The following is a 21,909-nucleotide window of genomic DNA, read 5'->3' on the forward strand; positions in this document are numbered from 1 at the left end:
AAAGGATTATGCCCCTAGAAAAAATTTTACTTTGCGATGAATCACCCGCCGATTTGGCTTATGTGGCACAGGTTTTAGGGGGGGCCGACTGTCTCTTGTTAACCGCGTATACGGGTGAAGAAGCCATCCGTATTGCTAAAGCAGAGCAGCCGGACATCATTTTTATGGAGAGTGCCATGCCGGGTCTCGATGGTTATGCCAGTTACCGGAGCTTAGGCGAAGATTTGGCGACCCGGCATATCCCGATTATTTTTATCAATTCTAAACAGCAAAAGGCTGCCCGCATTTATCAGGAGAGCTTAAGCGCTTCCCAGCGGCTGCGGCTGTTGGAGTGGCCGCAATACGAACCTGCCCAACAGCTCTTTCAGGACGCTTTTTTTGCGCCTTCCGGTTTGGCAGCATTAGCTGAACAGGCCAATAGCCCAGTGCTTGTTCTGGCTGCTTTGGAAGCGGCCTATTATTATTTCAGCAACCAGTATGGGCGCTTGTCCGACTTGCACTTAACAGCGCCCTCAGAACTGTGGATGCTGGCACAAACGGCTTCCATCGCCTTATTACAAGAACCGAAAAAAATTCATCCCACAGTCCTGCCGACTCTCTTATCGGGTATACCTTGTGATTTGCAACCTTTACTTGCTGCTTGCAAAGACCCACAATTAGGAAGTCGGTTGGTAAACGAGGCCTTTGATGGGGCGGTCAGCTTGCCCAGCCCCTTTTCACCAAACCGGGCTTATTGCCAAGAAAGTTATGAAGTCGCCCCAGACCTTAATTGCCTACGCTTTACTGATGGCAAACAGGTATTTTTTCTGGTGCAATTGCTATCTACAGCCGACGCGCTGTATTTTCCGGTGGATAATGTCTTTTTGGTGCTTGCCCATATTAACGAGTCACATGTCAAACGTTTGCAAGAAAAATTGATGAAAGATTTCGCCAAGAATGTCGCTTATGCCACCTCAAGCAATACGTTTGCGGGTGTTATTGCCTCCCATAGCCGACCTTCGCATTTTTATTATGATGTCTGGCCGGCACTGTTTGAGTTAGCGAAGGAAGCGCCGGTATTAGAGAACTTGCCGACTATTATTATGCGTAAGGATCATGACTTTAATGATCCCAGCCTGTTGTTTTCCTACGATAAATATCAAGTGCTCGATTCAGCAGAAATCGGGCAGATTGCTTGCGGCGAAAATAAATGGTTTACCCATATCGGGCGGCATCAGCATTTGAGCAGCCGCTTTGCTTATGAGCTTGCCGACCATTATTTGCTCGATACCGTACTGCAAGCGCCTGATGACAAAGCCTTAGCGAAAACCGCCAGCCTTACCGGGTGTTACCCTATTGTTTGGCTGGGCGTAGAAGGCCAAAAGCGTTGCTGGCTGGAACAAGTGGAAGGCTATGCTTATATCCTTAACCAACTTAGCCTTACTTACCCGAATTTAGGGGTAATTTTCGACGGCTGGACTATGCCGTTTACCCCCTCCGAGGCCTCGCTCAGCGAAGCCGAAAAAGACCATCAAGTCGTGCAGAATATCCTCAAACAATTGACGTTTGAGCCGCGTTATGTGTCGGTGGTCGGCGAAACCAGTAATACCAAGCTAGTAGTCGGGCATAAAGCCGACTTTTTCATCAGTAATTTTGCCACCGGGTCTTTGCATATTTCCAGGTTGCTGGCGAAACCGGGGTTTGGCCATTTAAGCCGGACTTTCTCGGAAGTCGCGCTCCGCTATGCCATGCATATCCACCCTAATCCCCATGTTTACCTGTTACCGCAAGGTTATATTAGCGATCTGGCCGACCATGCCGATATCCGTCATGATTATTTAAGCTATTCAATTGATAAAAAAAGCTTTTATCAATTTATTGCCGAACGTTTGCCAACGCTATTGGCGACTGGCCAACAGCCTGCCATCCGGTATTTTATCGAGCCTTCTTATAGTGTCACTTATGATTTACGGCTGCATGTCAAAATGGCGACGCAAGGCAATGTTTTCCCGGTCGGTGCAGGTGAAGATAAGGTGTTGGAATTGCGCCAATATCCCGTGGACTATTTGCAACGGCAATTGATTTATGGGACTTTTCCGTTTGGCAGCGCCGAAAAGGCAGGGTTGCCGGGGGATTACCTGATCTGGTTACGCGCCCCTTTGCCTAGGGTGTGTTATCACGCCAGAGAATTGACGTTAATGGCCGCGCACCAAGGCCAAACCTTAACCATCAGCGATGTTTTTAAAGTCGGCCATAAGGTGTTGGATAATTATTTTACCCGTATGCTATCTGGCGGCTTTGCCGTAGCATTTGGGCAATGTACCGAAGAGTTGTTAGCTATTGCTATCGGTAACCTACAAAACCACTTCATTTATATCGGCATTAATGAGAAGCCTACTGAATCTTATGATCTTTTATGTCAAGTGATGGACTGGGACAGGACGCTATTCGCCACCCTGACTCCCATCCGCTACGAGCTAAACAGCAGTGATTTTTCCGATGAAGAACTGCATTTGGCAAAAACCATGAACAGCTTTGATTTACGCCTGTACGAAGCGGCTTTAGAATGGTTTAACAATAAACTGGGGCATTAGGTTGTTGGTTACTTCTTGCGGGCAAGATGCCCGCAAGAAGCACCGTATTTTTAGTGATGGACGACGGTAGCGTCACTAAAAAAACAAGTATACTTCAAACGGTCAAGTTTTCGATTTTAGGATTAACCGTTCGGCCTGAGATTCGAAGGCTGGACGGTTAATCCGCCCATGGTTCGACGACCAGCGGAAGTCCCTGTGGGACGGGCTCACCACGAACGGATTAACCGAAAACTTGATCGTTCAGAGAATATTCAATGCTTATCGGTTGCCGAAACTGTTCTAAAACAAATTCCACATAATCCTCGACTTCTTTTGCGACCTCCGCAGAGGTAGGTGTCGGTTGGTGAGCAAAAAATGCCGCAAAACCTTCAATGTCTTGTAGTCTCATCTCATTCGGCGATGCAAAGCCCATGGCCCACTGGCTAAATCTGCGCTCGCTAATCGGGGCGGTGTAGAGTTTAAGAATATGGGAATGCCTACTGTCTTTGCTGATGCGTTCGAACAGCGCTTCAATAGCCTGATAATCCCCTTCCAAAACTTGAATAAAGAAATAATCCCGATACAACAGCAACCCGGTGATGCCACAAGCACTGTTAAAGGTTCTCGCCTCGTGCAAAATGTCCAGCAAATCATCTTCTGACATGTCATTTTTGGTGCTGCTTATATAAACAAGGTTGGCTAATTCCATAAATATCCCATTGTAAAAAGTTAAACTCATCCGTGTTGACGGAGCAGGGCCAGCGCATAAAAACGCCATAAGGAAAAAACTGCTTTTCCCCAAATTCAGTTATTAAGGCGGAGGCCAAGCCCGTCACAAACGATGTTCCCTATGCCCTTAACCTGTGTTACGCATCCCCGCCGCGATGGCGTTAATCGTCCGCAATAACGGTTTTAGCCACGGATTTTCCTCACCTTCCGCTAGTGTTTCGCTACGCACCGCTTTCAGCAAACTGGCTTGGATATAGTTCAGCGGCCCCAGATAATTGTTACGGTGATATAAAGATACCGCCAATTCCGGGTTATCCGCTAACAGCCGATCCGTATTGGCGATTTCCAGTATCCACTCCACACAGCGGTGGTATTCGCTTTCAATCATGCCGTGTATCCATTTGCCCACTTGTTCATCGACGCATAAGGCCGCATATTCCTTAGAAATATTCATGTCCGATTTGCTTAAGGCCATTTGCGCGTTACTGAGCAAATTACGGAAAAATGGCCAGTGCTGGTATAACTCGCGTAAGGCTTGCAGGCGTTCGGGTTTGCCTGCACACCAGCTTTCCAGACTGGAGCCTATGCCGTACCACGCCGGAAAGGTCTGCCGTGACTGCGCCCAAGAGAACACCCAAGCGATGGCACGGACTGAGTTTTTTGAACGGTCTTGTTTTTTGCGGTGCGAAGGCCGTGAGCCAATATTCAGCAAGCCTAATTCCGATACTGGGGTGGCCTCGTAAAAATAGTCCAAAAAGCCCGGCGTTTGTTCGGTCAGCAACCGGTAACGGCGTTCGCCAATGTCCGCCAATTCCGTCATCAGGGCCAAATCTTCGGGTCGGTCTTCCGGCACCGGACGCACTAGGCTTAAACTGGCTTTCAGCAAACCGGTTATGCCCATAGTGAGTTCGTACATGGCGGTTTCCATATTGTTATAGCGGTAAAACAGCACTTCCCCCTGCTCGGTAAACTTGATTTGGCCGCGTACGGTAGCGGGCGGCTGCGCCAAAATCGCTTGATGGGTAGGGCCGCCGCCACGTCCGACTGTACCGCCCCGGCCATGGAACAGCCGGCACGGTATGCCTTCGGCATCGGCGATTGCCATTACCTGTTGTTGGGCACGGTATAGGCCCCATGCCGAAGCTAAAATACCGCCGTCTTTGCAGGAGTCGGAATAGCCGAGCATGATTTCTTGGCGCTGTCCCGACGCTTGCAATAAGGCGCGGTAGACAGGTTGGGCAAACAAGGTGCGCAACACGCTGTCGATGTGGCTCAAATCGTTGATAGTCTCAAATAAGGGGCTAACGCCGATATGGCAAAACCATCGTCCGCTGATACGCCCGCTTAAGCCGCCTTGCGCCGCTAACAACAGCACTTCCATAATATGGCTGGCGGCATGGGTCATGGAAATGACATATTTGCTGAAACAGTCGTTGCCGATTTCGCGGCGCATGTCCGCCATGACTCCGAACAAGGCTAAGGTTTCGGTAGTGGCGGCGGATAAATGCGTCGCGTCGTAGACCAAACCGCCGGGTATACCGATAGCTTCCGCCAGCACCGCCAGGCGTTGGTTTTCGTCCATAGCCTCATAGTCCAAGCCTAAAGCCGCCTTGAGGATTTCCGCCACCGCCGCACTGTGGCGGGTCGATTCTTGGCGCACGTCCAATTGCATCAGATGGAAACCGAACGTACCGACCAGACGGATTAAGTCTTGCAATTCCAAATCGGCAATGGCCCCATCGCCATGGTTTACCAACGACTGTTGGATGATTTGTAAGTCGGCCTGAAATTGGCTGGCTCCCAGATAAGCGGTATTGCCGAGTTGGCCGCTATAACCATCGATGCGTTGCTCAATTTGCGCTAAACGTTGTTCGAGGCGATATTTCATTAAAGCCAGTTTTTGCCGGTAAGGTTCTTGCGGATAATTACGCTCCAATCTTACCGACACGCTGCCTAGCAATTGGCGGTCACTGTCTAAGCTGGCAAAAAACGCCGGGCTAGGCTGGCATAAGCCATAAGAAAAAGCCAATTGGTCACGCAGCAGGTCGAGGCGGCGGATATATTCTTGGATAATTGTCCGTGCTTGCAGACGCAAGGCCAGGGCGGTGGTTTCCGGCTTGACGTTGGGGTTGCCGTCCCGGTCGCCGCCTATCCAAGAGCCAAAGCTCAAAAAGTTAGGGATTTGTATATCACGCACCGCTTCGGCCCCGTACACATCGTGTAGGGCGCGTTGGAAGTTGCGGTACATCCGTGCAGTGGCTTCAAACAAGGACAGCGGGAAATAAAACAGCCCGGCCTCAATCTCGTCGATTACGCCCATGCTACGGGTACGCACTTCGTCGGTTTTCCATAATAATTGGATTTGGCTGTGCAAACGTTCTAAAGCCTGTTCACGGAAATAGCCCTTAAGCCGCTGCTCTTCAAGCAATTCATGACTAAGAAAGACTTTCCGCAAGGTACTGCGGACGCTGCGCCGTTTGGCTTCAGTAGGATGGGCGGTCATAACCGGCAGATATTGCAGGTCGTTGAGAATAGTCTGCACATCGCTGGCCGTCACCCCGGCTTGTTGCCAGTTTTGTAAGGTGTCGTGGAAAGAGCCGGGCCAAAACAGTTTATTGCTTTCGATTTCGCGGCGGCGTTGGCGCAAATTGGTCGCTTCTTCGGCAATGTTCAGTAAGCTGAAATACAAACTGAAAGCACGGATCACCTCAGTGAGGGTATCGGCTGGTAAGTCCTGCAATATCGCTTGCAATTGCTGACGTTTGGCAGGGCTGCCATCCCGTTGTAAGGCAGAAAATTGCCGCTGCAATTGTTCCACAGTCACCATAATTTGTGGGTTTGCTTGGCTTTTAAGTACCTTGGTCAGCACCGCTTTTAAAGATTTGATGCTCGCCTGCAAGGCTTTGTCATCGTAGTTAGGGGGCGTGGACATAGAAAACACCTCAATAAGGTTAGAAAAAGTCGGCATTTAAGGAAAGGGCATATTACAAACCGCCAGCATAAGCCATTTTTGCGGTCTTATTAGGCTAACTCGGTTAAGTAATACAATAAGCCATACCAAAAAAATAGTAAAATAGAATAAAACAATTTTTACTATAGGTTTTTACGATACTAAAGGCATCATGGAACGCATTAATTATCAGCATTTATATTATTTTTGGCATGTCGCTAAATTGGGCACCATCAGCAAAGCGTGCGAAGCCTTACATCTGGCGCAGCCGACAATCAGTGGGCAGTTGGCGGTTTTTGAACAATCGGTAGGCACGCAAATATTGCGTAAAGAAGGGCGTAAGCTGGTCTTAACCGATACGGGGCGGACTATTTTTAATTATGCCGAAGAGATTTTTACGTTAGGGCGTGAACTGACGCAAACCCTTAAAGGCCGTGACACTGGGCGCGGCTTGCGTTTTAATTTGGGCATTACCGATGCGTTGCCTAAGCTGATAGCCTACCGTTTGCTCGAACCATTATTGCGGCAGCCGGAAACGGTGCAAATCCATTGTTATGAGGATAAAACTGACCGTCTGCTGGCCGAAATCGCCCTGCATAGCATTGATATGGTCTTGGCTGACAGGCCAGCCACCCCTGCCAGTGGGGCGCGGGTATTTAACCATTTTCTTGGTGAATGTGGCGTAGGCCTTTTTGCCGCTCCGGTTTTAGCGGCGCGGTATCGGCAGAATTTTCCGCGCTGCCTTAATGGCGCGCCGTTTTTGTTGCCGACGGCCAATACCGCTTTACGGCGGTCTTTAAACCAATGGTTTGATAGCCAAGAATTAAGCCCATCCATCCAGGCGGAAGTAGAGAATAGTGCCTTGCTGAAAACCTTTGGTGCAGCAGGGGTTGGGGTGTTTTTTTCGCCTTTGGCGGTGGCTAAGGAAATCGAAAGCCAATACGGGGTGCAGATGATCGGCCCTGCTGAAGGGGTTTATGAACGTTTCTACGCAATCACCGCCCAACGCAAACTCCAGCACCCGTCCGTCGCCGCCATTTTGGCAAATGCCCAACAGAGGGTGTTTGAAATATTGGCGATAAGTGCGGATGATGTCGGTAGCGGCGGTTAGTTCATGAAGCTAACAGCCAAGCCATGGCACTGTCGCGGCTGTCAAAGACTTGTACGTTGATACCCCGGTTGTAACAAGTGGTTGCCCAAAATTGGATGGTATCGGTTGAGGCGATTTGTGCTGGCAGCAGAATAGCCTCTTTTAGTGTTGTCATTAGGCTGCATTGGGCCAATTCGTCGGCGAGAAAATATAAGTCAGCGACCGAATGGCCGCCAATTGTCAGTTCCGTGCAATCGGCCAGCACCAAGTTGAGGTTATGTTCAATAGCTAGTGTCAATGACTGGGTAAACGCGGCGACTAATTCTGAACGGCTTACTAAGCCTAAGTAGCTGATTTCAATAAGCGGAATGTCGGTATTGATGTGGGTATTCCAAGGCATATTGTAATGATAATAGTGGTTTTGTCGTGGTTATGGAGTTTTTTAGTAAAAAGTAGGGAACTTTGAATGCAGTGGCCATTATTTTTATGGTTGCCCTACTCTATATAGAGGGCGAAGCCAGTTAAGCTACATAAGCTTGCCAGCAACTAAAGCCTGTCCTTATTCATACGTTTATGACCAGCTTCGGAATTTATAATATGATGAAAATGATGAAAAGTCTATTTTTAAATTTACTAAATTTTGTAATTACTCACCCCCATTTATAAAAATCAATCATTTATAAACAATTTGTTAAAATCCCCCTCTTCTTCATTTTTTTAGAATTATTCACTTTTTTTAGGTGATTTTTAACGATGATTCCAAAAAAAAAAATCTATGGACATTGTTGAGATTAATGCCTTTAATCAGTTGCCATTGATGGACATATAAAGTCCGAACCTGATCGCGCGACATAATAAGTGCATAAGTTAAAAACGGGCTTTGATTAGCAGAGAGCCTACGTCGTTTAACTAGCTTCGGGCTCTATATATGTCGCTTAAACTATCCTAAATCCATGCCATCAGCAATTTTCACGCAGTATCTTCAATGCCTGTTCGTAGTCAAACAACTCAATCTGGCGGCTGAAGTCTGTATAACGTGAGCCTAATTTGGTGCGGAGCAGATCGGCTGAGGCGTGTGCCAAGCGGGTGGCTTCGGCATTGTCTTCGGCGAGCAGTGCCGCCAATTCGTTGACAATACCTTGCAGACGTTCGGGATTGGCGGAGTCTGACGGGACGGGGGTGGCTATTGTCTGCGGTAGGACTTGGAGATGGGCGATCAGTTGCGCCAATTCTTGCCCGCATTGCTGTGCCAAATCGGTGCATTCGGTGATTGGCGAAGGCTCACGCAAAGCCCTATCCAAGCGTTCCGCCAAATCGGCAACCCGATAAGCCCCCAACGTGGCCGCCGCGCCTTTTAGGGCGTGGCTTACGCTTTGGGCACTCTGGATATTGCCGTTGGCAAGGAATTCTTGCACCTGCTGTAGATCAGTAGCATGAAAATCGGCGAAAAGCTGCAAAACCCGTAAATATTTATCAGGGTCTTCTTTAAACACGGCCAGACTAGGGGTTGGCATTAAGCCGGGTATAGCTATCAGCAATTGGGGTAGGTTGTGGGGCGACGAGATTTCAGGTAAGGGTAGTCTTGTGGGTTTACTGTGCTGGGTATTGGGTAGCCAACGTAACAAAGCTTCATACAGCACACTAGGCACCACAGGTTTGGCGACAAAATCATTCATGCCGACCGCTAGGCAATCAAGGCGGTCTTCGTCAAACGCATTGGCGGTCATCGCTAGGATCGGCAACTTGGCACCATCTGGCAGGGCGCGGATGGCGGCGGTAGCCGCCATGCCATCCATTTCCGGCATTTGTATATCCATCAATATAATATCGTAATCTTGACTACGAACTTTCGCTACGGCTATTTTACCATTTTCAGCCATATCCACAGCCAGACCAACACCATGTAACAATTCTAACGCCACTTCACGGTTAACCGGATTATCTTCGACCAGCAAGACCCGTGCTCCGCTATAATGCTGCCGTATCAGGCTACCCGCCTGTGCCGGTGAAGGTTTGGGGGTAGCTGGTGTAACGCCATAACCGCGTTGCAGACAAACGCTTAGCCAAAAAATGCTGCCTTCTCCCGGGACACTGCTTGCTCCGGCCTCACCGCCCATCATCTGAGCGAGATGGCGGGTAATGGTTAATCCTAAACCTGTGCCACCATGCTTGCGGGTAGTTGACACGTCGCCTTGGGTGAAGGCTTCAAATAATTGCGCCAATTGTGTTTTGGAAATGCCGATGCCGGAATCTTTAACCTCAAAACGTACCTGTAAGCCCTGCTCGGTTTCGGCCAATAAACGGGCGCGTAATTGGATACCGCCCTGTTCGGTAAATTTAACGGCATTACTGGTGTAATTGAGCAAAGCTTGACCTAAGCGGGTCGGGTCGCCGCGCAGCCACGGCGGCACATCACCAATATCAATGCTGATGCTTAAGCCTTTGGCTTGGGCTTGCTCGGCCATTAGGGAATGGACATGGTTCAGCACGGCAATTAAGGAGAAATTGGTGTGTTCCAATTCCAAGCGTCCGGCTTCAATTTTTGACAAATCCAACACATCATTGATAATCGACAATAAATGCTGAGCGGCAATATCAATTTTATCCAGCCGTTTGCTTTGTTCGCTGGTCGGGTTATTTTGCCGTAACAGATAGGTCAGGCCAATGATGGCATTCATGGGGGTGCGGATTTCATGGCTCATATTGGCTAAAAAGGTGCTTTTAGCCCGATTAGAAATTTCTGCCTGTTCTTTCGCTTGGCGTAGTTTGATTTCCAATTCCTTGCGGAGGGTCAGGTCAGTATGGGTGCCGACCGCCCGCGCCGGTTCGCCGTTAGCATAGCGCATCACCAATTTGCCCCGACTGAGTATCCATTTGTAACCGGCATCTTTAGTCCGCATCCGAAATTCGATTTCGTAAGCCCCCTTAGTGGCCAGTAAGGCTTGGACTTGGCTGACCGCACGCTCCTTATCGTCAGGATGCAGCAGGTTAACCCACAGGCTGGTGGCATTGTATTCCAGTTCGTCCGGCTGATAACCGAGCATGTGAAAATAAGCGGGGCTACAATAACAGCTGCCCGTCAGGATATTCCAATCCCAGATCCCGTCGTTGGTGGCATCTAAGGCTAAAGCAAAGCGTTCTTCACTGAGTTGGAGCCGTTGTATGACATTGTCCAGTTCGGCCGTGCGGGTCGCCACCAGCTCTTCCAAATGGTAACGGTGGCGGTCTAATTCGGCGGCAAGTTGCTTTTTCTCGGTAATGTCTTCTTTGACGGCCACATAATGGCTGATGCGCCCGTCCGGTTGGCGGATGGGCGAGATTCTGGCAAACTCGATATAGTCACTACCGTCTTTGCGGCGGTTATGAAACTCCCCTTGCCACATTGTCCCGGCATTTAATGTCTGCCAAATTTCCGCAGTGTTGCTGGGTGAGGTTGGGTCAAATTCCAAAAGGCGCGGATCCTGCCCCAACAATTCTTCACGGCTATAACCGGTGTTTTTACTGAGGGCTTTGTTAACATAGTCGATTTTGTTATCCAAATTAACGATAACGATGCTCTCAGGGCTTTGTTCTACAGCTTGCGCGAGCTTACGCAACTGCTCTTCGGCAGCTTTACGCGAGGTAATGTCCAAATTAATGCCTGATAAGCGGATAGGCTTGCCGTTGGCATCATATTGGGCGCGGCCTTTACTGACCAGCCAGCAAAGCTCCCCAGAAGGTTTGATGAAACGGTATTCCACTTCAAAGTCCTCGCCGCGTTCGACATGGTCTTGCCATTGGGCATGGATTAGCGGTAAGTCGTCAGGATGCACCCGCACCATCCATTCTTGGTTAGTCCGTAACGTGCCGGGTTCCACACCGTACAGGCGTTCGCATTCGGCCGACCAATAATAGCGGTTGGTCGGCAAATCCCATTCCCAAATCCCAACGTGCGCGCCATCTTGTGCCATCAGCAAACGTTGCTCGCTTTCGCGTAAGGCGGTGTTAGCCGCTTCGGCGCGGGTACGCGCGGCAAGGGCATCCTCCATCAAGTTAAGTGCCGCTAATCTGGCCCGCTGTTGGGCTTCACTATGGCTTTGCTGGCTTTGCAGCAATTGTGCTTCGGCGGCTTGGCGGGCGCGGCGTTCTTGGCAATCATGTAAGGCGCGGCGGATGGCGGGCAGTAAGCGGGTCAGGTTGTCTTTAAGGATAAAGTCCCTGATGCCTTGGTGTAGCAATTCAACGGCTTTTTCTTCACCGATACTGCCTGACACTAAAATGACGGGTAGTTCGTAAGTCAGCGAGAGCAAGCGTTGCAGGGTGGCTGCAAAGTCCATACCGGGGATTTTATAGTCTGACAACACCAGATCCCATACGCTTTGCAAAGCGTTTTCCAATTCGTTATTGTTACTGACCCGTCGGCACTCCATTTTCAGGCCTTGCTGGTTTAAATACCGTTGCAATAAGGTAAAATCGGCCAGATTATCTTCAATAATCAGCAATTTTAAAGGTGTGGGCATCGCTTCACCTAAGGCGGTTTGATGTTCTGATAAGACAGTTTTCATGGTAATACGTCAAATAAGGTCTATTGAGTTCGGCCTGTCCAGCTACATTGTTAGGCATTGCCTTTGGGCGATTACCCCCCGTCCGCAACCGCATCGGCTTAGCCATTATTTTCTGTTCCATTTAAGGGCGGCGGCCTATTGTCAGAGCCAACATTTAAGCTAAACCGGAACACCGCCCCTTTGCCGGGCTCGCCTTGGCCATCAATTACCCCGCCGTGCCGATCGATAATGCGTTGTACTGTCGCCAAACCAATGCCGAGACCGGCAAATTCCTCTTCGCTATGCAGGCGTTGAAAAGGTTGGAACAAGTGCTGGGCATTGGCCATATCAAAACCTGCGCCATTATCGGCGACACAAACATAGATTCTGCCATCTTGGTTTTGGCTATAGACGCGGATGTTGGCAGCCGCTGTGTAGGCGGTATATTTCCAGGCATTGCCTAAAAGGTTACGCATCACGGCTTCAAGCATCCGCGCATCCGCGCGTACCTGTAACCCCGCTTCTATGCTTATGGAGACCTGCCGTTCGGGATCATTATGCTGTAGTTCCGCCAATACCTGCTCAGCGACCGCGCTGATATAGACCGTGTCTTGGTGTAGTTCCCGGCGTATGCAGCGCGATAAATTCAGTAAGCCGTCAATCAGACCGGACATTTTTTGGCTGGCCAGGCGGATGTGTTGCAAATAATCCTTAGCGGTGTCAGGGAGTTGCCGTGCATAATCATCCAGCAATGCCTCGCTAAAGCCACTCATAGCACGCAGGGGAGCCCGCAAATCATGGGAGACCGCATAGACAAAGCTATCGAGTTCACGGTTAGCGGTGGTCAATGCCGCCGTCCGCTCCAGTACCCGCCGTTCCAAATCGGCATTCAGTTGTTGTAGTTGTGCTTCGGCCTGTTTACGGTTGCTGATGTTTTCTACTAAGGCGATATACCATTGTGAGTCGCCGTTCGCTTTACACACTAAGGCAATGCTTTTACGCACCCAGATGGCTTCGCCATCTTTACGGCGATAGCGGTTTTCGACAACAAAATCGCTGATTTGGCCAGCTAACATCCGCTCAAGCAACGCCATATTCGCTTTTACGTCATCGGGATGGATAATTTCGCTAAATTTCAGTGTCCGCAGTTCGTCTAAAGTATAGCCTGTAATAGTGCAGTAGGCAGGGTTGGCATCCATAAAGCCGCCTTCAATCGTGGTCATTGAAAAACCAATGGCGGCATTGGCAAAGGCGTTACGGAATTTTTCTTCACTTTCCCGCAGCCATTCTTCGGCTTGTTTGCGTTGGGTAATGTCTTGTATCGTGCCGTGCAGTTTGCTGATGCTGCCATCAGCCGCGCGTATTGCCACGCCTCTGGCAATAACCCAACACGGGTTGCCGTCAGGGCGCAGCACTTGGGCATCACATTCATAAGGGATGCCGCTGACCAAGCACTTTTCTATGCAAACCGCTAAGCGGCCCCAGCTTTCCGGGGTAAAAAAACGGCGGATTTGCGGATAAGCCACAGCGGGCAACAGCGGGTCAAGCCCATAAATGCGCGAAACTTCCTCTGACCAATAGTGGCTGTTGGTGGTTAGATCCCACTGCCAATTACCGATTTTGCTTAAATGTTGGGCTTCGCGTAAAGTGACCTCACTGGCTTTAAGTTTAGCTTCCGAAGCCTTCAGGATGGTGATGTCCCTCAGACTGCACACAATACCGCAGATTAGCCCATTTTGGCGGAACGGTTGGTATTCGACATCAAATATCCGCTGTTGGCCATCAGGGCAGAGCGGTTGGGTGGTAAAACGTTGGGGTTCGCCCGCTAAAGCCCGTTCCAGATAAGGGGCGATGAAAGAATAGATCTCAGCGCCGACAACCTCGGCGACTTGCCGATACTGTAATGCCTCTGGGGTTGCCCCAAACAACCGCGCATAAGCCGGATTAACCACATAATAGCGCAAATCGGTATCGACAAAGGCCAACATATCGCCGGACGTGGCGACAATCTGGGCATAGCGTTGCAATTGCATTTCGCTGTCATGGCGTATTTGTTGTAAAGAGGCCGCCAATTGTTGTTGGCTACGCCGCAAGCGTTCATGGGTGTAGCTAACCATGTAACCGATGAGCAAAAACAAAACCGTGGAGACGGTTGCCGAATTGAGGGGAGGGCTGAAATTTTGTGGGTAAATAAAGCCATACCAGCCCAAGGCGGCACTGATTGCGGTACTGAGCAAGCCGCCCCAAAAGCCGCCGAGCCTGGCACTGAGGCACACCGTTGGTATGAACAGTAGCCACACATAGGGATTTAGCCAAGGCCATAGCAGCCATTGTACCGCCAAGGTCAAAAAAGGTAACAGGATAGCCCATAATAATAGGGGGGGCTTCATTTGCGGTAAGGCTCTTGGAATTCTGGCAGAGCCAAAAAGGCCAGCGGATAGGGTGGGTCTTGGCCGAGTTGACTGGCAAAGGCGTTCACCTGTTGCTTTAAGGCGATCATATCCAGCTCGCGCCCCACCATCGCATCATTAAAGCGTTGCAGTTCGGTATTGCGTTCCAACAATTCTTGGGTTTTTTGTTGTAAGGAAGCCTCGGCGGCCTTACGTTCAGTAATATCGCGCGATAAGACCACAAACTGTTGCGGCTGTCCGCCGTGTCCCGATTTGCGGGCTACCGACAGTTCGAAGCAATGCTCGGCATCCATTAGGGGCAAGGTAATGGTACGTCCGTAATCAAAACCTGTTTGGGTTGCCGACGCTAAAGCTTGTAGGACAGTTTGTGCCGCTTCGGAAGGTAGGGCATCGTTAACCGTTCGCCCCAGCAAATGCGAGGGGGGGGCTATTAAGAGCTTTTCTTGGGTGGCTTTGACTTTTATATAGCGTCCTGTTTCATCAATTTCGAAAAGCAAATCAGGAATAGCTTGCAGGGTAGACGATAAATCGTCGGTTAGTTGATTTAAGGCTGCTTCGGCCTGTTTACGTTCGGAAATGTCGGTATGGGTAATGACCACGCCCTGCCTAGCGTCGCCTAGCGGTGTCACCGTCACCGAGAACCAATGCTGCTCTGGGTTTGAGCCGAACGGGCATTCGAAATGGCAATAGTTTATATGGCCATCTAGCACCGCTTGGATGCCACCCAGTATTTTAGGGGTGCATTCTTGATAATAAGCCGTGCCTTGATGGCATGCCGCTAAATAGTCGTCGCCAATTTGGCCGTATTTAATGGGTTTTTCAGGTAACAGGCGACTGGTTTCGGCAAATTGTAACCAAGGTCTATTGGCGGCGACAATAATACCTTGCAGGTCAAGCACGGCAATTTGCGCGTTGACAGAATCTAAAATGGCGCGTTTGAAAGCCTCGTTTTGGCGTAGCGCCAATTCGGCTTGTTTACGTTCGGTAATGACATCAAATATCACCACAAAGTGTTCCCTTTGCGGGCTGTAAACTGAAAGCGAAAACCATATTTTCAAAGTCTCGACATAGCTCTCAAAGCATTCAGGGGGAGCGCCTAAAGCCACCCGATTAAACGCGGTCAGCAGTTCAGGAGAGGTTTTATGTAGTGTAGGAATGACTTCGCTAACTTTTCGCCCTAAGACATTGCTGAGTCCGGTCAGGTGTGTAAAGGCTTTGTTAACATTGAGATACATAAAATCGCAGGGGTGACCATTGTCGTACACTATACGGCAATAGGCGTAACCGTTCAGCATATTATCGAACAAGGAGCGATAATTGTGTTCGCTGGCAAATAAGGCCAATTCGGCTTGTTTGCGGGCTTGTATATCTTCGATAACGCAGACAAAATAATTGCCCAAACCGTTAGGGTGTCGGGCCAGCACAACGGTGAGGTTAACCCATAGTAAGCGTTGGCTTGGACGGATATAACGCTTTTCGATGGTATAGGTTTGGATATCCCCGGCCAAGAGCTGTGCCATGTTCTGCTGATCGCTTGCCAAATCATCAGGATGGGTAATGTCTTGAAAAGTCTGCCCCAACAGTTCTTCGGCGCTATAGCCTAGGATGTCGCAAAGTTTAGGGTTAACTTTTAACCAATGCCCGTCCAAGGCCACTAAGGCCATGCCTACGCCAGCCTCTTCAAAAGCCGATATTAAAAAAGCTTGGCTTTGTTGCAATTCCTGCCGGACAGCGTCCAATTGTTGCCATTTTCTCAATTCCTGCCGTCTTATATGGTGCAGGGAGCCGCTAAGCAAACTGACCAATATTCCGTTGATCAGGAGCATTCCCCATTGCAAAATATCGTAGCTGGCTGCTATGGCCAAGCTGTCGGCAGGTGGGATCAGCCAAGCGGTACAGAGGCCTGCCGTCAGCGTGGCCAGCAAGCCTGATCCTAAGCCGCCCAGTAAGGCACTGATAATGATGGGCAGCATAAATAAGATCAACAAAGGCCGTTGGCCGAAGGAGACGGCGATATGCTCACGCAGGAAGCAGGTGGCAAGAGTGAGTGCCACCGCCATGCCATACTGCGCAACGCGTAGCCAGAGCGTGGGTTGGGTGTTCATATCTGGGGTCAGAATAGGCAATAACTCTTTGCCGAGTAACGTCATAATGCGCCTTTTACTGCTGGATTATCTATAGTGTTCCAGGCTTTCTTCTTGTCTTTAAGTGAATATCTGGTGTCCGTACTTTTTATAAAACTATCTCACTGGAGCGGTAGGTTTTGATGAAAGCGTGACCATTGCGATAGTAGTGTATGTTTTTAATTTAAATGATCAATAGCATTGTAGAATGCAGGCTGTCCAATTGGCATGTACGAGTTAACGGCTTTGCCAATGACTTTACAAGTAAATGCAGGGGTGGGTTAACGTCGGCAAGTGGCCGGAAAGATAATTAAAAATATAAATTAATAGGTTATATGGGGTTTATCCATTTTTTACTATTTTACCCTTAGGCTTGCCCTACTCTGTCACCTCTGCGGGCGGGTCTTTATAACGCTCGGCAATGCCGCAAAAAATTTCGAAATGCGTTAAGAAAGTATCCACTATATCGGGGTCAAAATGTTGCCCGCGTCCGTCGGTAATAATGGCCCTAACTTTGTCGTAAGGCATCGGCTCTTTATAAACCCGCCGGGAAATCAGAGCATCGAAAACATCGGCTAAGGCCATGATACGCGCAGACAGCGGAATAGCATCGCCGCTCAGGCCATCGGGATAGCCGCTGCCGTTCCATTTTTCGTGATGGTGATGGGCAATTTCTTTTGCCAAACGAAGAAACTCCACGGTTTGCTCGGTATCCTGTTCCGCCTTTTCGATAGCATCGCTGCCCATTTTGGCATGGGTTTTCATGATCTCCCATTCTTCGGGGCTGAATGCGCCCGGTTTGCGCAAAATGGCATCGGGAATGCCGACTTTGCCTATATCGTGTAATGGCGCAGAACGTGCCAGCAGCTTGACATACCTCTCGCTTAAAGTGGTAGTGAAGCGAGGATGGGCGCGTAACAGAAGTCCTAGTTGGTGAACGTAGCCTTGGGTGCGTAGGATGTGGTTGCCCGTTTCGGGGTCACGGATTTCCGCCAGATGCGCTAAGGCGCGGATGCTTACTTCTTGGATAAGTTCATTTTCTGCCATACGCTTGGCAATCTCCGCTTCCAGATAGGTGTTTTGGTCGCGTAGCCAATCACGGGCCTGTTTCAGTTCCAATTGGATACGGACACGGGCCAGCAGTATCGGCGGTTTAATGGGTTTGCTCAGGTAATCGACGGCTCCCATGTCTAAGCCATACAGTTCGGCCTCAGAACTGTCCATGGCGGTGACAAAGATAACCGGAATATCCGCTGTGTCAGGATTGGCACGCAGTTTGGCAAAGACCTGATAGCCATCCATGCCGGGCATCATGACATCTAGCAGGATTAAGTTGGGATATGGCTCAGTACCTGCGATATGCAGGGCTTTTTCGCCTGATTTGGCAACCCGTACACGATAGATAGGTTGCAACAGCTCGCTGAGAACCGTGAGGTTCTCAGGGGCATCGTCCACAATCAATATCGTTTGTTCTACTGCTGCCATTGTGACGCGTTCCTACAATGAGGGCTTATGATTCTTTGTCAACCCCTTCTGGCTGAAAACCGATAGTTTTAAAGGCATTCTGCCGCGAAGTGCAAGCAATATGCAGATGAATCCATTTTATCGTTTTCAGGCCGGAATAGGCTTTAGCAAAGTTTATCTGCACAATTTAGCATGGAAGCTTGCCAGCGTCCAACCTATCGGATAGGGTAGAAAATTATAGTAGATTTAGGCTATCATCATTGTGGTAGGGGAGGGGAATTATGCCGCCAGTTGGATTATGGTAGTTAGACCAAATAACCATAGCGTTTTAGCCGATGACGCAGGATATTCCGGCTGATACCCAGCAAACGGGCCGTTTGTACTTGGTTGTTCTCGCAATAGTCATAAGCAGTGCGGATAATCGTTTCTTCCAACGTATCGAACAGATTGTCCGCCGGATGTTCATATAAGGCCGCTAAGGCGTTTTCTAATGATGTCAGCGAAGCGGGAGCCGCAACGCTTGTGCTGGCATTACTGTAGGAACTGCCAAAATGGGGATTAAGATGTAAATCCTCAAGGCCTACCCGCCCGTCTTTGCAGACCAATAAAGCATGATGGATGACATTTTGCAATTCACGGATATTGCCCGGCCAACCATAGCGTAATAGGGCGCGTTCGGCATCTTTAGCCAATTCCAAACTATTTAGTTTTAAACGTATGCCATAGCGCTGCATAAAATGCTTTGCCAAGGGCAAAATATCGCCCGGACGCTCGCGTAAGGGCAGCAGATCCAAAGCGGCGACATTCAGACGGTAATAGAGGTCTTCACGGAACCGCCCCGCTTGGACGGCTTCCGCCAAATTGACATTGGTGGCGGCCACCAGCCGCACATCAATAGGGATGGGAGTTCTGGAACCGATACGCACTACCTCATGTTCTTGTAAAACGCGTAAAATCTTCACTTGCGTGGAGATGGGCAGGTCGCCGATTTCATCAAGGAACAAGGTGCCGCCGTTGGCGGCCTCAAACCAGCCGCCACGGGCGTTTAAGGCGCCGGTAAACGCACCGCGCTCATGCCCAAACAGTTCGCTTTCGACCAGTGACTCGGAAAATGCCCCGCAATTTAAGGCGACAAAAGGTGCGTCTTTGCGATGGCTGAGCTTATGCACTTGCCGCGCCACCAATTCCTTACCCGTACCGGTTTCGCCAATAATCAATACCGTCGCGTCACTAGGGGCAATCCTGGCGATATATTCCAGCAAACGCACGGAAACTGGGTCGGCAAACACCAAAGCCGTGGCACGGATGGAGGTTGCGTGGGCATCGGGGTTCGGTAAGGTGATCAGCGGTTCGCCGTAAAAATCGGCAACAGGGCTGCTGGTGCTTTTGGACTTATAATGATCCATAATTGACATAACCTATCGTGCAATTGTTAAGTAAGTGAGAATAGGCTTTCCATAGCTTTTGCCTTTCCTTATTGGTGTCTTCGGGTAGCTTGTGTGCTTACTCTAACAGTCTAATAGGTTTTTGGTAGTGATAAATTGTTATGTAGTTATCTTATTATTAGATATAACCATGCCTATTTACACGGCCCGATTGCCGCTTCTTCTTATACCCCTCGAGTTTCGTCAGAGAGGGTTTCCTGTCTTTATGCCCTTTGGGTATTTATGCCCTTTGGGTGCGCACCTTGCCGCACCCTTGGCTGATCCTGACAAAGCTTGCGGTATTCGGCAGGCAAACGGAAGTAAGGCATGTTGCCGCCTAACGTCAGTGACATCAGATGTTTCGATCGCATCGGCTAACGAAGCGGCCCAGCACAACCTCCTTTTTCTTTTGATGGCCGTAACAGTTGCACACCTTAGATGGCGCATCCTTTGGTTAACCATCAGTTATGTCAAAGTAAACATACCCCCATTACATAATACCGTCAACCTCAGGGCTCGTCCCTATGTCCGCAGTATTGGTTTCTTATCCAGAATTTAAGTTCAATAGCATTGCTTGCTTCTTCTGGTGAGTTGTTAAACTAGGCCGACAATCACTGTAGCACTTTTTTGTAGAAATTCCGCATTTTTAGCCATGAGGATTGGACTTAAGCTTCCCGTTATTGTTATGATTTAAGCTATGGTCAGATTGTTCAGGTATTACGTTCACAGATAGACATTTTTCTGATCATGTCTTCCTGTCGTTTAACAAATAATGCGGTTATTTTTCAACTGATTGAAAAAATTAATTGTTTAGCAGGGCATGAGGATGTCGGTATTGGTAAGATTTTAGACAGGTAACACATCAGATGCGTCCGGCTTAGGCGGCGCAATAATGCACTTTTATGAAGTTCTATTTTTTATTTCACCGAAGGTAACTATTATGTTGAAACATAACACTCTCACTATTGCCGTATTGACTGGCCTAGGTTTTTTACCGCTAGCCAACGCTGCCGATGAATTTTTAGATAAACGTTGGTATATCGCTCCGTTCGGCTCTTTTGTCAGGACGGAAGGCGGTCATAACACCGCAGATGGTTGGGGCGGCGGTCTGGGTATCGGCAAGACACTCAATGAACATTTTAATGTCGAGGTGAAAGGATTTTACCAAGCGTTTGGCAGTTATAATCCAAGCGGTCACTATATCGGTGACTGGCAACTGGGCGGCGGCACAGTCGATGCCCAGTATTTCTTTAACCGCAACAAATTCGCTCCTTATACGGTAGTTGGTTTGGGTGGTATGATAAGGCACTTTCCTTCCGGGAGTGAGGCAAAAGGCTTCATTGCCGAGCTAGGCGCCGGTTTCACTTACGAGATGAGCGATAACTTTTTACTGCGTAGCGACGTGCGTTACCGCTACAATAATAATCCCTCTGTATCATCTTCATCGGGTTTAGACCAATTTCATGACGTGGTCGTTAATTTCGGTTTTGTCATTCCGCTGGGGGCAAAACCCACTCAAGTCGCCCAAGTCGCTCCCCCCATCGTAAGTGCCTCGCCCGTTCCCGACTGCAGGACACTTGACGCTGACGGGGACGGCGTTAACAACTGCCAGGATAGCTGCCCAAACACCCCTGCCAGCAGTAAGGTCGACGATGCAGGTTGCCCTATTAGGCTTATCCTGAAAAATGAACATTTCAATTTTGACTCGGCCGAGCTGACGTTTAAGGCTCGGCAACTGCTTGATGAAGTCGCGACCAGCCTGAACCTATATCCGCAAAAAAATGCTATTGAAGTGCAAGGCCACGCCAGCAGCGAAGGCTCTGATACCCATAATATGAAATTGTCACAACGGCGGGCAGAGTCGGTAGTAAGTTACCTAAAGGGTAAAGGTGTCAGCAACAAATTGCGGGCGATAGGTTTTGGCGAAAGTCGTCCGGTTGCCGATAACAGCACAGAGGGCGGGCGCTCCGCAAACCGTCGGGTCGAATTAATTTGGATTGACAATTGATTTTACGCCATTAACCCAGCCGGATATTTACCGAATGGCTGCCAGAACCTGCATATAAGCAGATATTTTATTTGCTAAGCAAGCGGTGGTCTCAATGGCTACCGCTTATCTTACCCTTCCTACTAGCCAACAGCATTCAATATCGAAAGCTGCTGACAATTTCTAGCGTTCGTCTACGGTCTTTTTGTTTGGCTATGCCGCTGTTAATTATTGAAAAATTTTTATTTTCGGCGCAAAACCTTATTTAAAGCGGATTGTGGCTTTTACTCAAAGCCATGTCATTTAAGGCTTCCACAATTAACGGTGACATAGCCTTTTGTATTGTATTGTTAGCGACCCTACTGCATTTACACTGGCAACCATTTCTTTTCTCCCATGGAAAAACTGTTATGAGGGGTCGTGTATTCAGAAACCTTCCTTATATAAAGCTCAATGTAGTGGTCAATGACTATCTTAACCCTCTCTCTTTTAACCATATATTTAAATTTTTGCAGTAAAAATCTGCATTTCACCATAAGTTGCTGGCGTAAAAATCATCTTAAAGCATCTATTTCTTCGCACGGCACTTACCTTTGTTTATCCCTCATCGCTTAAATAAGTTATCTGTGTTTTATTTGCAACTGATAATTGTTTTT

11 protein-coding genes are annotated in these 21,909 nt (G+C 49.0%); 3 read left to right on the forward strand and 8 right to left on the reverse strand.

From position 1 onward, the window contains the following. Positions 1-8: 8 nt before the first annotated feature. Positions 9-2,573, forward strand: coding sequence for a response regulator (locus AADEFJLK_RS11500; protein WP_103974358.1), 2,565 nt, complete (start codon positions 9-11; stop codon positions 2,571-2,573). A gap of 220 nt (positions 2,574-2,793) precedes the next feature. Here AADEFJLK_RS11500 and AADEFJLK_RS11505 read toward each other — a convergent pair whose 3' ends face one another. Together AADEFJLK_RS11505 and ppc are read right to left on the reverse strand one after the other, a co-directional pair. After that, on the reverse strand, positions 2,794-3,261 hold the full coding sequence (locus tag AADEFJLK_RS11505) for a BLUF domain-containing protein (RefSeq protein ID WP_157678919.1): 468 nt from the start codon (positions 3,259-3,261) through the stop codon (positions 2,794-2,796). Between the two features lie 147 nt (positions 3,262-3,408). Then, a complete protein-coding gene (ppc, locus tag AADEFJLK_RS11510) occupies positions 3,409-6,213 on the reverse strand; it encodes a phosphoenolpyruvate carboxylase (protein WP_103974412.1) in 2,805 nt (934 codons plus the stop codon). A 190-nt stretch (positions 6,214-6,403) separates the two neighbouring features. Here ppc and nhaR point away from each other — a divergent pair, with 190 nt between their 5' ends. After that, positions 6,404-7,342, forward strand: coding sequence for a transcriptional activator NhaR (nhaR, locus tag AADEFJLK_RS11515; RefSeq protein WP_103974360.1), 939 nt, complete (start codon positions 6,404-6,406; stop codon positions 7,340-7,342). A gap of 1 nt (position 7,343) precedes the next feature. On the opposite strand, the gene AADEFJLK_RS11520 is transcribed toward nhaR, so the two are convergent. The 6 genes from AADEFJLK_RS11520 to AADEFJLK_RS11545 form a co-directional block, all read right to left on the reverse strand. Continuing rightward, positions 7,344-7,721 carry a hypothetical protein gene (locus AADEFJLK_RS11520; protein ID WP_103974361.1) on the reverse strand — a complete coding sequence of 126 codons (378 nt, stop codon included), beginning with the start codon at positions 7,719-7,721 and terminating at the stop codon, positions 7,344-7,346. A gap of 559 nt (positions 7,722-8,280) precedes the next feature. Further along, positions 8,281-11,865, reverse strand: coding sequence for a PAS domain-containing protein (locus AADEFJLK_RS11525; protein ID WP_249028025.1), 3,585 nt, complete (start codon positions 11,863-11,865; stop codon positions 8,281-8,283). 98 nt (positions 11,866-11,963) lie between these two features. Continuing rightward, positions 11,964-14,234, reverse strand: a complete 2,271-nt coding sequence (locus AADEFJLK_RS11530) for a PAS domain S-box protein (protein WP_103974362.1) — start codon at positions 14,232-14,234, stop codon at positions 11,964-11,966. Further along, complete coding sequence (locus AADEFJLK_RS11535; RefSeq protein ID WP_103974363.1) at positions 14,231-16,405, reverse strand: PAS domain S-box protein; 2,175 nt, start codon at positions 16,403-16,405, stop codon at positions 14,231-14,233. Before AADEFJLK_RS11535 ends, AADEFJLK_RS11530 begins: the two co-directional genes overlap by 4 nt. Before the next feature lie 351 nt (positions 16,406-16,756). Next, positions 16,757-17,863: an HD-GYP domain-containing protein gene (locus AADEFJLK_RS11540; protein ID WP_103974364.1), complete on the reverse strand. Its 1,107-nt coding sequence runs from the start codon at positions 17,861-17,863 to the stop codon at positions 16,757-16,759. Between the two features lie 284 nt (positions 17,864-18,147). Next, complete coding sequence (locus tag AADEFJLK_RS11545) at positions 18,148-19,248, reverse strand: sigma-54 interaction domain-containing protein (RefSeq protein ID WP_198328473.1); 1,101 nt, start codon at positions 19,246-19,248, stop codon at positions 18,148-18,150. A gap of 958 nt (positions 19,249-20,206) precedes the next feature. Here AADEFJLK_RS11545 and AADEFJLK_RS11550 point away from each other — a divergent pair. Continuing rightward, entirely contained in the window at positions 20,207-21,274 is a 1,068-nt protein-coding gene (locus AADEFJLK_RS11550) for an OmpA family protein (protein WP_103974365.1), read from the forward strand. The last annotated feature ends 635 nt before the right edge of the window (positions 21,275-21,909 follow it).

The sequence above is a fragment of the Methylovulum psychrotolerans genome (genome assembly GCF_002923755.1).
In the GTDB taxonomy this organism is placed as follows: Bacteria; Pseudomonadota; Gammaproteobacteria; order Methylococcales; family Methylomonadaceae; genus Methylovulum; species Methylovulum psychrotolerans.

Excerpts from the sequence above, each read along its gene's own strand:
- AADEFJLK_RS11500 (WP_103974358.1), top strand. The coding sequence starts at position 9 with ATGCCCCTAGAAAAAATTTTACTTTGCGATGAATCACCCGCCGATTTG.
- AADEFJLK_RS11505 (WP_157678919.1), bottom strand. The coding sequence starts at position 3,261 with ATGGAATTAGCCAACCTTGTTTATATAAGCAGCACCAAAAATGACATG.
- ppc (WP_103974412.1), bottom strand. The coding sequence starts at position 6,213 with ATGTCCACGCCCCCTAACTACGATGACAAAGCCTTGCAGGCGAGCATC.
- nhaR (WP_103974360.1), top strand. The coding sequence starts at position 6,404 with ATGGAACGCATTAATTATCAGCATTTATATTATTTTTGGCATGTCGCT.
- AADEFJLK_RS11520 (WP_103974361.1), bottom strand. The coding sequence starts at position 7,721 with ATGCCTTGGAATACCCACATCAATACCGACATTCCGCTTATTGAAATC.
- AADEFJLK_RS11525 (WP_249028025.1), bottom strand. The coding sequence starts at position 11,865 with ATGAAAACTGTCTTATCAGAACATCAAACCGCCTTAGGTGAAGCGATG.
- AADEFJLK_RS11530 (WP_103974362.1), bottom strand. The coding sequence starts at position 14,234 with ATGAAGCCCCCCCTATTATTATGGGCTATCCTGTTACCTTTTTTGACC.
- AADEFJLK_RS11535 (WP_103974363.1), bottom strand. The coding sequence starts at position 16,405 with ATGACGTTACTCGGCAAAGAGTTATTGCCTATTCTGACCCCAGATATG.
- AADEFJLK_RS11540 (WP_103974364.1), bottom strand. The coding sequence starts at position 17,863 with ATGGCAGCAGTAGAACAAACGATATTGATTGTGGACGATGCCCCTGAG.
- AADEFJLK_RS11545 (WP_198328473.1), bottom strand. The coding sequence starts at position 19,248 with ATGGATCATTATAAGTCCAAAAGCACCAGCAGCCCTGTTGCCGATTTT.
- AADEFJLK_RS11550 (WP_103974365.1), top strand. The coding sequence starts at position 20,207 with ATGTTGAAACATAACACTCTCACTATTGCCGTATTGACTGGCCTAGGT.